Origin of the sequence: Enterobacter wuhouensis (genome assembly GCF_035835995.1) — a bacterium.
Taxonomy (GTDB): domain Bacteria; phylum Pseudomonadota; class Gammaproteobacteria; order Enterobacterales; family Enterobacteriaceae; genus Enterobacter; species Enterobacter wuhouensis.
Map to the genome: position 1 here is coordinate 1,891,430 of NZ_CP142124.1, position 13,782 is coordinate 1,905,211.

General features: G+C 55.8%; 14 protein-coding genes. 2 read left to right on the forward strand and 12 right to left on the reverse strand.

Annotated elements, in window-relative coordinates; genetic code table 11:
• Window position 1: 1 nt before the first annotated feature.
• The 4 genes from potD to potA are packed head-to-tail and all read right to left on the reverse strand — an operon-like array spanning window position 2 to window position 3,810.
• Window positions 2-1,036: a spermidine/putrescine ABC transporter substrate-binding protein PotD gene (gene potD / locus VPX56_RS09020; protein ID WP_263609261.1), complete on the reverse strand. Its 1,035-nt coding sequence runs from the start codon at window positions 1,034-1,036 to the stop codon at window positions 2-4.
• Window positions 1,033-1,824, reverse strand: a complete 792-nt coding sequence (gene potC / locus VPX56_RS09025; RefSeq protein WP_263609262.1) for a spermidine/putrescine ABC transporter permease PotC — start codon at window positions 1,822-1,824, stop codon at window positions 1,033-1,035. The genes potD and potC overlap by 4 nt, the downstream gene beginning before the upstream one ends.
• On the reverse strand, window positions 1,821-2,678 hold the full coding sequence (gene potB / locus VPX56_RS09030; RefSeq protein WP_263609263.1) for a spermidine/putrescine ABC transporter permease PotB: 858 nt from the start codon (window positions 2,676-2,678) through the stop codon (window positions 1,821-1,823). Before potB ends, potC begins: the two co-directional genes overlap by 4 nt.
• Window positions 2,662-3,810: a spermidine/putrescine ABC transporter ATP-binding protein PotA gene (gene potA / locus VPX56_RS09035; RefSeq protein ID WP_326471994.1), complete on the reverse strand. Its 1,149-nt coding sequence runs from the start codon at window positions 3,808-3,810 to the stop codon at window positions 2,662-2,664. Before potA ends, potB begins: the two co-directional genes overlap by 17 nt.
• 237 nt (window positions 3,811-4,047) lie before the next feature.
• Here potA and pepT point away from each other — a divergent pair, with 237 nt between their 5' ends.
• Together pepT and VPX56_RS09045 are read left to right on the forward strand one after the other, a co-directional pair.
• A complete protein-coding gene (pepT, locus tag VPX56_RS09040) occupies window positions 4,048-5,271 on the forward strand; it encodes a peptidase T (protein ID WP_326471229.1) in 1,224 nt (407 codons plus the stop codon).
• Between the two features lie 98 nt (window positions 5,272-5,369).
• Complete coding sequence (locus tag VPX56_RS09045) at window positions 5,370-5,861, forward strand: REP-associated tyrosine transposase (RefSeq protein ID WP_131634323.1); 492 nt, start codon at window positions 5,370-5,372, stop codon at window positions 5,859-5,861.
• Window positions 5,862-5,946: 85 nt separating this feature from the next.
• On the opposite strand, the gene VPX56_RS09050 is transcribed toward VPX56_RS09045, so the two are convergent.
• From VPX56_RS09050 to rluE, 8 genes are all read right to left on the reverse strand, one after another.
• Window positions 5,947-7,068 carry a ribosomal protein uL16 3-hydroxylase gene (locus tag VPX56_RS09050; protein ID WP_326471233.1) on the reverse strand — a complete coding sequence of 374 codons (1,122 nt, stop codon included), beginning with the start codon at window positions 7,066-7,068 and terminating at the stop codon, window positions 5,947-5,949.
• 91 nt (window positions 7,069-7,159) lie between these two features.
• Window positions 7,160-8,623 (reverse strand): two-component system sensor histidine kinase PhoQ, encoded by a 1,464-nt coding sequence (gene phoQ / locus VPX56_RS09055; RefSeq protein WP_131634325.1) that lies wholly within the window; start codon window positions 8,621-8,623, stop codon window positions 7,160-7,162.
• The gene (gene phoP, locus VPX56_RS09060) at window positions 8,624-9,295 is read right to left on the reverse strand and encodes a two-component system response regulator PhoP (protein ID WP_131634512.1); all 672 of its coding nucleotides are present in this window, start codon (window positions 9,293-9,295) and stop codon (window positions 8,624-8,626) included.
• A 123-nt stretch (window positions 9,296-9,418) separates the two neighbouring features.
• Window positions 9,419-10,789 carry an adenylosuccinate lyase gene (gene purB / locus VPX56_RS09065; protein ID WP_326471236.1) on the reverse strand — a complete coding sequence of 457 codons (1,371 nt, stop codon included), beginning with the start codon at window positions 10,787-10,789 and terminating at the stop codon, window positions 9,419-9,421.
• Window positions 10,790-10,808: 19 nt separating this feature from the next.
• Window positions 10,809-11,438, reverse strand: a complete 630-nt coding sequence (gene hflD, locus VPX56_RS09070; protein WP_119934635.1) for a high frequency lysogenization protein HflD — start codon at window positions 11,436-11,438, stop codon at window positions 10,809-10,811.
• Between the two features lie 27 nt (window positions 11,439-11,465).
• Window positions 11,466-12,578, reverse strand: a complete 1,113-nt coding sequence (gene mnmA / locus VPX56_RS09075; RefSeq protein ID WP_263609267.1) for a tRNA 2-thiouridine(34) synthase MnmA — start codon at window positions 12,576-12,578, stop codon at window positions 11,466-11,468.
• Between the two features lie 40 nt (window positions 12,579-12,618).
• Entirely contained in the window at window positions 12,619-13,092 is a 474-nt protein-coding gene (locus VPX56_RS09080; RefSeq protein WP_326471238.1) for an NUDIX hydrolase, read from the reverse strand.
• Between the two features lie 9 nt (window positions 13,093-13,101).
• Window positions 13,102-13,752, reverse strand: a complete 651-nt coding sequence (rluE, locus tag VPX56_RS09085) for a 23S rRNA pseudouridine(2457) synthase RluE (protein ID WP_326471240.1) — start codon at window positions 13,750-13,752, stop codon at window positions 13,102-13,104.
• Window positions 13,753-13,782: the final 30 nt, after the last annotated feature.

Below are 13,782 nucleotides of genomic sequence, written 5' to 3' on the forward strand. Positions count from 1 at the left end.
CTTAGCGGCCCGCTTTTAGCTTCTGATAATACTCTTCATAGAGGCGGCTCGCGTCGCCGACGTCGTTCTGCCATTCGCCTTTGCTGATGGTTTCGGCATCGGGATAGAGCGATTTATCGTTCGCGACTTCCGGGCTCAGCAGCTTACGCGCCGCGAGGTTTGGCGTGGGGTAGCCGATGGTTTCTGCTACCTGCTTCGCCACGTCAGGGCGCAGCAGGAAGTTAATCAGCTTCATCGCGCCCTCAACGTTCTTCGCATTGGCCGGGATCGCGAGGCTGTCCATCCAGAAGATACCGCCTTCTTTCGGCCATACCACCTCAAGCGGCGTACCGGCCTGACGCGCAACGTACGCCGAACCGTTCCACACCATCCCCAGATTGACTTCACCTTCCATATAAGGATTTGCCGGGTTATCGGAATTGAACGCCGCCACGTTAGGCATCAGCTTTTTCAGCTCGCTGTAGGCCGCTTCAATCTCTTTCGGGTCGGTGGTGTTGCCGGAATAGCCCAGCTTGCGCAGCGCGACCTGGAACACTTCGCGCGCGTCGTCGGTCATCAGCAGGCTGCTTTTGTATTCTGGTTTCCACAAATCGGCCCAGCTGGTCACCGTTTTAGGATCAAGCGCATCGCTGTTGACGCCAATCGCCGTCGCCCCCCAGATATACGGGATGGAGTAGTCGTTGTTCGGATCGAACGGCTTGTTGAGCATTTCCGGGTCGAGGTTGCCGAAGTTGGTGAGCTTCGTTTTATCGATCTTCTGGATCATGCCCTCTTTACGCATCTTGTCGACGAAATAGGTTGAGGGGACCACCAGATCGTACGCGCCGTCTTTGTAGGTTTTAAGCTTGGCGTACATGGTTTCATTCGACTCGTAGGTGGAATAGATAACCTTGATGCCCGTCTCTTTGGTGAACTGTTCCAGCAGGCCCGGCGGCACGTACTCGGTCCAGTTGTAGAAGTAGAGCGTTTTACCGTCATCAGCGTGCGCGGCACCCATGCCGAGCACCAGTGCCGCAGCGGCGAGCATTTTTTTCATTTCATTGTCCCCTGAGATTTTGTTTTATCACGAGCAATAACCTGGCTGGCGATCACCAGAATCAGCGAAAACACCAGCAGAATGGTCGCCAGCGCGTTCACCTCGGGCGACACGCCGACTTTTACCATCGAATAGATTTTCAACGGCAGAATTTCATAGCTTGGGCCGGTCACGAAGGAAGAGACCACCACGTCATCCATCGACAGCGTAAAGCTGAGCAGCCATCCGGCGGCGACGGCAGGCATCGCCAGCGGCAGGATGATTTTACGCAGGATGGTCATTTCGCTGGCACCCAGATCTTTTGCCGCCTCGAGCATGCGCACGTCAAACCCTTTCAGACGCGCGAAGACGGTCACCACCACAAACGGCAGGCAAAAGGTGATATGGGAAAACAGCAGCGACCAAAAGCCAAGCTGGACGCCCAGCAGCATAAACAGCACCAGCAGCGAAATCGCCATGACGATATCCGGCGACATCATCACCACAAACAGCATTCCGCTGACGAACGGCTTACCGCGAAACCGATAGCGGTACAGCGCGACGGCGGTGAGTGAGCCAATCAGCGTGGCGAAGGTGGCGGAGAAGATCGCCATCGTCAGCGAGTGCTGGGCGGCCTGCAGCAGGCTGTCGTTGTTCATCAGCAGGCTGTACCAGTTGGTGGTAAACCCTTGCCAGCCGATCCCAAAGCGCGAGCTGTTAAACGAGTTCACGATCAAGATAACGATCGGGATATAGAGATAGGCGTAAATGGCGGTCATGAAACCGCCGCGAAGCAGTCGACCGATCATTCGAGTTCCACCTTCTTGTTGAGCAGGCGAGAAGCGCGCCAGTAGACCAGCAGCATGAGCCCCATCACCACCGTGAGCGTAATGCTGGTGGCCGAGCCAAACGGCCAGTCGCGGATGTTGAGGAACTGGCTTTTGATCACGTTACCGATCAGCAGGTTTTTCGCGCCGCCCATCAGGTCCGCTACGTAGAACAGCCCCATCGCTGGCAGCATCACCAGCAGACAGCCGGCGATAATACCGGGCATGGTCAGCGGAATAATGATGCGGATAAAGGTCTGCAGCTTGCTGGCACCCAGATCTTTTGCTGCTTCGAGCAGCGGTTTATCGAGCTTCTCGATGCTGGAGTAGAGCGGCATCACCATAAACGGCAGCAGGATATAGACCAGACCAATAATTACCGCGCTCGGGGTGAACATGATGCGGATCGGCGTATCAATCACGCCAAGCCACAGCAGAAACTCGTTCAAATACCCTTTGGTGCTGAGGAAAATCTTTAGCCCGTAGATGCGGATTAATGAGTTCGTCCAGAAGGGAACAATCAGCAAAAACAGCAGCAGCGGGCGCACCTTTTTCGGGAGACGCGCCAGAAACCATGCGAAGGGATACCCCAGCACCAGGCAGGCGACGGTGGCGATCAGCGCCATATTGAGCGAGTGCATCAGCACGTCGAAATAGAGCGGATCGAGCAGGCGCGCGTAGTTGTCCAGCGTAAAGACCAGCGAAACAAAGCTAGCGTCGTCGCGGGTCAGGAAGCTGGTGGCAACGATCATCAGGTTGGGGAGAAAGACGAACAGCACAAGCCAACCGACGATCGTGGCGATCACCACATTCTGGAATTTACTTGTGTTCTTCATCAGCCAGCACAACCTCCCAGCTTTCTACCCAGTTGATAACCATTTTCTGGTCGAGGGAGTGGTCAAAGTCCGGGTCGTCCTCGTTGAAGAACTCGCTGACCATTACCATTTTGCCGTTTTCCAGCTCAACCACCGATTCCAGCGTCATGCCTTTATAGTTACGTTCGCGGATATAGCCGATAAGCCCTTCAGCCTCGGCGCTGCCGTGGATTTCATCGACGCGCAGATCTTCCGGGCGCAGCAGGACGTTAAGCCGCTGTCCCTTTTCAGCCGGGAAGTTAACGGTAATAGGGCATTCCCGGCCCTCAACGTTAGCGAGCACGCGCTGCTCGTCCAAACGCTCGATGACCGTGGCGTTGAAGATATTGATCTCGCCGATGAAGCTGGCGACAAACAGGTTCTTCGGCTCTTCATAGATTTCGCGCGGAGTGCCGTCCTGCTCGATTTTACCGTCGCGCATCACAACGATCCGATCGGACATGGTCAGCGCCTCTTCCTGATCGTGGGTCACAAAGACAAAGGTAATGCCGAGCTTACGCTGCAGCGCCTTAAGCTCGTTCTGCATCTGCTTGCGCAGCTTGTAGTCCAGCGCGGAGAGGGATTCGTCCAGCAAAAGTAACCGCGGCTTGTTCACGACGGCGCGCGCAATGGCGACGCGCTGCTGCTGGCCGCCGGAGAGCTGGTGCGGCTTGCGCTGGGCAAACTCTTCCAGCTGCACCATGCGCAGGGCTTCGGTGACGCGCGACGGAATTTCGGCCGCAGGCGTTTTTTGCATCCGCAGCCCAAACGCCACGTTCTCAAACACGGTCATGTGCGGGAAGAGGGCATAGCTCTGGAAAACGGTATTAACGTGACGATCTTCGGCAGGAACCTGAGTTATGTCCTGATGTTCAAGGTGGATGTGGCCGTTATCGACGCTCTCAAGCCCGGCGATAAGGCGCAGTACGGTTGTCTTGCCGCAGCCAGAAGGGCCAAGCAGCGTGAGGAACTCACCGTCATTGATGGTCAGACTGAGGTCGGAAATAACGTCTTTACCATCAAAACTTTTACGAATTCGTTCCAGTTGCACCAGCGGTGAACGTGAACGGGGTTGTGTATTCAATTTTCGCGCTGTCCCATATAGACGCCTCAGGCAGCAGACTGAAGCGGGGTTTGTGTGTAACCACCTTGGTGACTCGTAATGAGGGCGGACATTCTACGGCAATACCTTTCAATCGCCAATCCTTGTCACTGATTCATAAGCTACATTTATAAACACACGATGACATAAACGAAAAAAGTTCTCGTTTGCGGGATAAAAGTGACCTGACGCAATATTTGCGTTTTGATGCTTATTGATAATGTTGTCACAAAAAGTGAGGGTGACTGCATGGATAAATTACTTGAGCGTTTTTTACAGTACGTTTCGCTGGATACCCAATCTAAGCCGGGTGTCCGACAGGTGCCAAGCACTGAAGGCCAGTGGAAGTTATTAAATCTGCTCAAAGAGCAGCTTGAGGCCATGGGGCTGGTCAACGTCACGTTAAGCGATAAAGGCACTGTGATGGGAACGCTGCCAGCCAACGTTAGCGGGGATATCCCGGCGATTGGCTTCATCTCCCATGTTGACACCTCTCCGGATTTTAGCGGAAAACATGTGAATCCGCAGATTGTGGAAAACTACCGCGGCGGCGACATTGCGCTGGGGATTGGCGATGAAGTGCTGTCGCCGGTGATGTTCCCGGTGCTGCACCAGCTGCTGGGGCAGACGCTGATCACCACCGACGGTAAAACGCTGCTGGGTGCGGATGACAAGGCGGGCGTCGCGGAGATCATGACGGCGCTGGCGGTGCTCAGAGGCAAAAACATTCCGCACGGTGATATTCGCGTCGCCTTCACGCCGGATGAAGAGGTGGGCAAAGGTGCGAAGCACTTTGACGTTGAGGCCTTTAACGCGCAGTGGGCCTACACCGTCGACGGCGGCGGCGTGGGGGAGCTGGAGTTTGAAAACTTTAACGCAGCCTCTGTCACGATCAAAATCGTCGGCAATAACGTTCATCCCGGCTCTGCAAAGGGCGTGATGGTCAACGCCCTTTCGCTGGCTTCGCGCATTCACGCCGAAGTACCGGCTGAAGAGAGCCCGGAGCAGACGGAAGGCTATGAAGGTTTCTATCACCTGACCAGCATTAAGGGCACCGTTGACAGCGCGCAGATGCACTACATCGTCCGCGATTTTGACCGCAAAAACTTTGAAGCGCGCAAACGCAAGATGATGGAGATTGCCAAGAAGGTCGGCAAGGGGCTGCACCCGGATTGCTACATTGAGCTGATCATCGAAGACAGCTACTACAACATGCGCGACAAGGTGATGGCGCATCCGCATATCCTCGACATCGCCCAGCAGGCGATGCGCGACTGCGATATCGAACCGCTGATGAAACCGATTCGCGGCGGTACCGACGGTTCGCAGCTGTCGTTCATGGGCTTACCTTGCCCAAACCTGTTTACCGGCGGTTACAACTACCACGGCAAGCATGAGTTCGTGACCCTGGAAGGGATGGAAAAAGCGGTGAAGGTGATTGTGCGGATAGCGGAGTTGACCGCGAAGCGGTAGCCGCTTTAAGCCGGGTGGCGGCTGCGCCTTACCCGGCCTACGTTCGGATTGTAGGCCCGGTAAGCGAAGCGCCACCGGGCAGAAAGGCAAGGAGCGCTATGTCAAACTACCGTCGCCATTACGTCCCGGGTGGAACCTGGTTTTTCACCGTTAATCTGCAAAACCGCCAAAGCGATTTGCTTACCCGTCACATTGATAGCCTGCGTGCTGCCACCTCAATGGTTAAACGCTCAAAACCTTTTACCATTAATGCCTGGGTTATCCTGCCCGAACATATGCACTGCATCTGGACCCTACCGGACGGCGACAGTGATTTTTCGGCCCGCTGGCGGGATATCAAAAAAACGTTTAGTCGTAACATCGACATGCGCTACATATGGCAGCCGCGATTCTGGGAACACACCATCCGTAACGAAGAGGACTACCGTCGCCATATGGATTACGTCTACATCAATCCGCTAAAGCATGGCTACGTCAGTAAGGTTAGCGACTGGCCGTATTCAACGTTTCATCGGGACGTACGGGAAGGGTTATATCCGGAGGATTGGGCCGGAGAGATCGAGGATTTTGCGGCGGGGGAGCGGAAGTAAAAAGCCGGGTGGCGGCTACGCCTTACCGGGCCTACATACGGATCGTAGGCCCGGTAAGCGTAGCGCCACCGGGCGTTAAGGCGACTCAGTCCTCAAAGAACCAATACCCGCTGTTCACCAGCGCGGCCAGCATCGCAAGGAAAGACGGGTCTTCCAGCGCGTCGCCAAAGATATCGGCAGTCAATACCATATGACCGGCGATGGCGTCGAGCGCAGGGCGGTGCGGTGAGTCCAGCTTCTCGCCGTTAACGAAAACGTCTTCACCAATGCGCAGTACGCGCAGGCCGCCGAGGCGAACCAGTTTGTCACCCTGCTGCAGCGCATCGTAAATCTCGTCTGCCTGGTACGGCGGCTCCGGCGGCGCAACGTCCAGCTCGTGACGTGACTGGCTGACAAACTCACCAAACCACTGTTTAAAGTGCCCAGGCTCGTTGATCAGGTCCAGCATCATGCCGCGCAGCTTATCCAGCTCCTCCGGCAGAATGTCGGCGGGATGTTCGCGCGATGGCACATCCGGATCGCTATAGCGGTAGCTGCCCAGCTCGCGCTGCAGAACGTAGTCTGCGAAGCCGCTGATCATCTCGCGCCCGCTCGGCGCGCGGAATCCGACCGAATAGTTCAGGGAATTTTCCAGGGAGTAACCTTCGTGCGGGAATCCTGGCGGGATATAGAGAATATCGCCCGGCTCCAGCTCCTCGTCGATAATGCCTTCAAACGGATCGACCTGAAGCAGATCGGGATGCGGGCAGTGCTGCTTCATCGGCACTTTCTCACCGACGCGCCAGCGACGGCGGCCCGTCCCCTGAATGATAAACACGTCGTACTGATCGAGATGGGGGCCAACGCCTCCGCCCGGCACGGAGAAGGAGATCATCAGATCGTCCATGCGCCAGTCCGGCAGGGCGCGGAAAGGACGCATCAGGGCGGCAGTGGGTTCATGCCAGTTATTGACCGCCTGCACCAGTAACGACCAGTTGTTTTCGCCCAGGTGATCGTAGCTTTCGAATGGACCGTGGCTGACCTGCCATTTCCCGTCCTGGTGGCTTACCAGGCGGCTGTCCACTTCGTTTTCCATGGCCAGACCGGCCAGTTCGTCAGGTGAGATAGGGTCGACAAAATTGCTGAACCCGCGTTTAAGAACCACCGGGCGTTTCTGCCAGTAACGTTCAATAAACTCGGGCCAGTTAAGTGCTAAGTGATATTCCATATTATATTATTCCGCAGGCTCTTATTGAGTCGGATTATAACGGAAGCGCAGGAGCCTGGGTGCGAGATCCGCGCATTTTTCACATATCGGGTTAACTCTCGTTCGATGTGGGCTGCTGTCGACCAAAAATCACCTCCATTCTGGCACCGCCCAGCAGGCTTTCTTCCGTCTCAATTTTGCCGTCGTACTGCTCGACAATTTCAAGTGCCACCGATAAGCCAACGCCCTGACCGGGGCGCAGCGTATCGGCACGCTGGCCGCGGTCAAATACAACCTCACGCTTATTGCGTGGAATGCCGGGTCCATCGTCCTCGACGATAATATGCAGCTCGTTATCCGTCACCCGCGCGGAAACCTCCACGAATTCCAGGCAGTATTTACAGGCGTTATCGAGCAGGTTGCCCATCACTTCCATGAAATCATTTTTCTCGCCTACAAAGCTGATTTCAGGCGAGATATCAAGGCTGATGTTGACCCCTTTGCGCTGATAGACCTTGTTGAGCGCGGAGGTCAGGTTATCCAGCAAGGGCGCGACAGGATGCAGTTCCCTGCTCATGAGCGCGCTGCCGCTACGCATGCTGGCCCGGTGCAGATAGTAGCCAATTTGCTGCGAGATACGGCTGATCTGCTCGAGCATTACAGGCTCGGCATCGTCGACGCTAAGTTTTGAGCTGCGCATTGAGCGCAGGGTACTTTGCATCACGGCGAGCGGCGTTTTAAGACTATGGGTGAGATCGGTAAGGGTGGTGCGATATTTATCGTAACGCTCGCGTTCGCTTTTTAGCAGGCGGTTGAGGTTACGTACCAGGCTGGTCAGTTCACGCGTCGTGTCCGGATTGAGTTTTTCCCGGTGATGTTCTTCCAGCTCGCGAACCTCTTTTGCCAGAGATTCAATCGGGCGCAAGCTCCACCATGCCGCGATCCACAGCAGCGGGATCACCAGCAGCAAATTGGCGGCCAGAACGTAAACGAACCAGCTCCAGACCATATAAGAGCGTTTAAGCTCTACCGGAATGGTATCGACCACCACGATGGTCAGCTGCGGCATACCCATCGTCGCCGGGTAGAGGTTGATCGCAACGGAGTGCGTCATCTCCGTTTCGGCATCATCGGCGCGGATTTCATTCAGCTTTTGCTGCAGGGAGCGATCCTCACGCAGCAGCGAGCTGGTGGTATTAAGATCGGCCTCAATTTCATGGAAACCGTTGGTCTTTAGCCATTCAGGACGAATGCTCTTAACCAGCCACGGAACGTCACGTTGTGCCCAGAGCAGTTTCCCTTTTTCATCGTAAATGAGCGCCAGCGTCGGGCTTTGCTGGTTCAGATTGTCCGGCAAATCGACGGTGATATGGTTATTTTCCCATTTCGCCAGGGTGTAAAACAGGTTGCTTTCACCGCGCAGCAGGCGAAAGGTCGTTTTGTCAAAACTGACGCTATAGCCGACCAGCGCCACCATGCCGTAAGAAAGCGACAGCACCAGCACGACGGCAGCTGTCGCCAGTAAAAAACGAACCCGCAGAGACAGGGGCAGGATATGGCGCAAAATCCCTTTCATTTAGCGCAGTTCGAACAGGTAGCCCTGACCACGCACGGTCGTGATCACATCCTGCGGGTACTGCGCCTGGATTTTTTTACGTAAACGCCCCATCAGCACGTCAATGGTGTGGCTCTCCCGCAGTTCAGCATCCGGATAGAGCTGGAGCATCAGGGAGTCTTTACTCACCACTTTGCCGTTATTACGGATCAGGGTTTCCATGATGGTGTATTCGAAGGCGGTCAGCTTGATCACCTCATCATTGATGGAGAATTCACGGCGCGAGAGGTCCACCTGGAAAGGCGGGATGGAGATAACCTGGGAGGCAAGACCGCTGTTGCGGCGCAGCAATGCCTGCATGCGCGCGGCGACCTCTTCAATATGAAACGGCTTGGTGACGTAATCATCCGCACCCGCGCTGAGGACTTCCACCTTATCCTGCCAGCCTTCACGGGCGGTTAACACCAGTACCGGGAGCGAGACGTCATGGCTGCGCCAGCGGCGAATCAGCGACAGACCGTCTTCATCAGGTAATCCTAAATCAACGATGGCGATATCAGGTAAGTGTTCATTGAGATAATAATCGGCTTCTTTTGCGTCTTCAGCATCGTCCACCTGATGTCCCATCTCCTGAAGCTGAACCTTCAGGTGATGGCGTAGCAATGCGTTATCCTCAACAACCAAAACGCGCATCATCTTTTCTCCCAGAAATAATTGTATGAATAGTTTAACGCTGATTATGTTGTTGTGGGGATAAACATTGAGTAAACCGGGGGAAAAGCAGCCCCCTTTCCGGGCGGAAAGGGGGGAGGGGCGTTACTTCAGCTCGTCGACCATGGTAACGGCACGGCCAATGTAGTTGGCGGGCGTCATGGCCTTCAGGCGCGTTTTCTCATCTTCTGGCAGTTCCAGGCTGTCGATAAACTGCTTCATGCCTTCGGCGTCAACGCGCTTGCCGCGAGTCAGCTCCTTCAGTTTCTCGTACGGCTTTTCGATGCCGTAACGACGCATGACGGTCTGAATAGGCTCGGCCAGCACTTCCCAGTTGTGATCCAGCTCGTCCAGCAGACGGTCGCGGTTTACTTCCAGCTTGCTCACGCCTTTCAGGGTCGATTGATACGCGATCAGCGCATAGCCAATGCCCACGCCAAGGTTGCGCAGCACGGTGGAGTCCGTCAGGTCGCGCTGCCAGCGGGAAACCGGCAGTTTGCTCGCCATATGCTGCAGCAGGGCGTTCGCCAGGCCCAGGTTGCCTTCGGAGTTTTCGAAGTCGATTGGGTTTACCTTGTGCGGCATAGTAGAAGAACCAATCTCACCGGCGATGGTTTTCTGCTTGAAATGGTTCAGGGCGATGTAACCCCACACGTCACGGTCGAAGTCGATCAGGATGGTGTTAAAGCGCGCGATGCAATCAAACAGCTCTGCGATGTAGTCGTGCGGCTCGATCTGAGTGGTGTACGGGTTCCACTGAATGCCCAGCGAGGTCACGAACTCTTCGCTGAACTGGTGCCAGTCCACTTCCGGGTAGGCGGCAATGTGGGCGTTGTAGTTACCCACGGCACCGTTGATTTTGCCGAGGATCTCAACCTGCTCTAACTGACGGAACTGGCGCTCCATACGGTACGCCACGTTCGCCATCTCTTTACCCATGGTGGACGGGGTGGCCGGCTGGCCGTGGGTACGGGACAGCAGCGGAATGTCGCGGTATTCCACTGACAGGGCTTTCACCGCATCAATGATTTTACGCCAGTAAGGCAGAACAACGTCTTTACGCGCGGTGGAGAGCATCAGGGCGTGAGACAGGTTGTTGATGTCCTCAGACGTGCAGGCAAAGTGAATGAATTCAGACACCGCGTGCAGGGCAGGAACGCTTTCCACTTTCTCTTTAAGGAAGTATTCAACCGCCTTCACGTCGTGGTTGGTGGTGCGTTCAATGGTCTTGATGCGGGCGGCATCTTCTTCGTTAAAGTCAGCAACGATTTTATCAAGGTAATCGTTTGCTTTTGCATCCAAAGCAGGAACTTCCTTGATTGCTGTCTGGGCAGCCAGCTTTTGCAGCCAGCGTACTTCAACCTGAACACGGAACTTCAGCAGACCATATTCGCTGAAGATCACGCGCAGCGCGCTGACTTTATCGCCGTAGCGTCCATCGACAGGGGATACGGCGGTCAGTGAGGATAATTCCATAATTGGCAACTCCGGGAGGTTAACAATGAGCAAGAATTTGTTTTGCCTGAGTCGTCAGGCGATTACGAGAAAACATTAACTGCAGGCGGCCACCGCCAACCTGGTGCCACAGCACGGCGGCGCGAATGCCCGCCAGCAGCGAGGCGCGAACCTTCGCCTGAACCTGCGGGCTTTGCAATACGGCAGGGGAACCGGTGACCTGAATGCGTGGCCCTAACGGGCTAATCACGTCGACATAAATACCGGCCATCGCGCTCAGCAGCGTTTCGGACTGCAGATCGAAGTGATCCAGCTGGCGCTGCAGGCCGGCAATGCGATCCCCGAGCGTGTCCATCGCGCCTTTCGCGCCGTTCAGCTTACGTTCCAGCACCATCAGGCTGAGGGTGTAGCGGGTCAGTTCCGCATTCAACCCCTGACGGTTGCTGGCGTTGAGGACGCCGAGTAAGGTTTCAAGACCGAGGCGAAGATTGGTTTCACTGCCGCCGAAAACGCCCAGCGTGGAGCCTGGGTTAAGATCGATCACGCTGTTGAGCGAAACGTGCAGGGCGTCAGCGTCGCAATGACCCTGATGCGCAAGCTGTTGCACCAGACGGGCAGACTGGCAAATTCCGGCCAGTGCCAGGGTGATGTCGTAATAGTTCTTCGCCACACGGTCTCCTTTATGTGTGCAATCGGGTTAAACAGCGGGCAGCGGCAGGCGCTGTTCAATGATCCCACCGCCCAGGCAGATTTCGCCGCTGTAGAAGACGGCAGACTGGCCTGGCGTGACGGCAGAAACCGGCTCGTCAAAACGCACGTCAATGCGGTCGTCATCCAGCGCGGTGACGGTGCAGGGGATGTCGGTCTGACGATAGCGCGTTTTAACCGTGCAGCGCAGCGTGCCCTTCAACGGTTCGCGGTCGACCCAGTGCAGCTGCTGTGCGATAAGCCCAATGGACATCAGACGCGGGTGGTCGTGGCCCTGCGCGACAATCAGGATATTGTTTTCGACATCTTTGTCGACAACGTACCATGGATCTTCGCTACCTTCTTTCGTACCGCCGATACCCAGACCTTTACGCTGGCCGAGGGTGTGGTACATCAGGCCCTGATGCTGGCCAATCTCTTCACCATCGACGGTCACAATTTTGCCCGGCTGCGCAGGCAGGTAGCGTCCGAGGAATTCGCGGAATTTACGCTCGCCGATGAAGCAGATGCCGGTAGAGTCTTTTTTCTTCGCGGTGATCAGGTCCAGCTCTTCGGCGATTTTTCGCACTTCCGGTTTTTCCAGCTCGCCGACCGGGAACAGGCTTTGGGCAATCTGTTCGTGGCTCAGCGTATAGAGGAAATAGCTCTGATCTTTGTTGCCGTCCAGACCGCGCAGCAGCTGGCTTTTGCCATTCACGTCTGCGCGACGCACGTAGTGACCGGTCGCAATGTAGTCTGCGCCCAAATCTTCCGCAGCGAATTCCAGGAAGGCTTTGAATTTAATCTCTTTGTTGCACAGGATATCCGGGTTTGGCGTGCGGCCCGCTTTGTACTCTTCGAGGAAGAGTTCAAAGACGTTGTCCCAGTATTCTGCGGCAAAGTTAACGGTGTGCAGTTCAATGCCGAGCTTGTCGCACACGGCCTGCGCATCGGCGAGATCCGCAGCGGCAGTGCAGTATTCCTCGCCATCGTCTTCCTCCCAGTTCTTCATGAACAGGCCCTCCACCTTATAGCCCTGCTGTTGCAACAGGTAGGCGGAAACGGAGGAATCGACACCGCCGGACATGCCGACGATCACTTTTTTCTGGCTGTTATCTGACATGGAATACTCACGACATTGAACTTCAAGGCGGCGTATTCTATCACGCCCCCCCACCATTGGCACCCTCTGTAAAAGGCCAGTTAAATTCGCCGATGACGTCAAGCGGCAGGCGTGTGCCTGACTGCCAGCAGCGAATGCTTTCCGCAACCAGCGGCGAGCGCAGGTTTGGCGCGTTCAGGATCTCGTCTGCAGTGACCCACAGACAGCGGTCGATATCGTCATCATGGGGCTCAGTGGCGCACGTATCGCTAAGCTCAACGGCAAAAAGGAAGCGCAGGAAAGGGGTCTGGTCAGGGGCAATCCACTGGTGCATGCGAATAAATTGCTGCGGTTCAGCGTGGATCCCCGTCTCTTCCCAGAGCTCGCGCTTTGCGGCCTGCAGCAGCGTTTCGTTGGCTTCAAGATGTCCGGCGGGCTGGTTCCACAGCGCCTTACCGTTGATGCTCTCTTCAACAACCAGAAATTTGCCCTGCGCGTGAACCACGCAGGCGACGGTGACGTGAGGTTTAAACATACTCTCTCCTTAAGGGGCAACGTCGCGCCATTCGCCGTTTGCCAGCAAATCCAGCGTGTAGTTGCCCATGGCATAGCGGATCAGGCGCAGGGTAGGGAAGCCCACGTGGGCGGTCATGCGGCGAACCTGGCGGTTACGGCCTTCATAAAGGGTGATTTTAAGCCAGCTTGTCGGAATGGATTTGCGTTCGCGAATCGGCGGATTGCGCGGCCACAGCCACTCCGGCTCATTCACGCGTTCAATACCTGCCGGCAGGGTTGGACCGTCGTTTAAGGTGACCCCGGCGCGGAGTTTTGCCAGGGTTTCGTCGTCCGGCTCGCCTTCCACCTGCACGAAATAGATTTTCCCGGTGCGTTTGCCCGGCTGGGTGAGTTTTGCCTGTAACGCACCATCGTTGGTTAAGACCAGCAGCCCTTCGCTGTCGCGGTCCAGTCGCCCGGCGGCGTAGACGCCCTGAACGGGGATGTAGTCCTTCAGCGTGCTGCGCCCGGCCTCGTCGGTGAACTGCGGCAAAACATCGTAGGGTTTATTGAACAGAATCACCCGCGTTGGCTGGGTTTCTTGCGGCTTTTTGGCGGCTTGTCGCGAGCTGAATCGCTCAACCCGGTGTTTTCTAAAAGGTGTCTTAGAATCATTATAGTATTTACGGGCATTGCTCATATAATGCCCTCAATAAGGCGATTCGAGAGA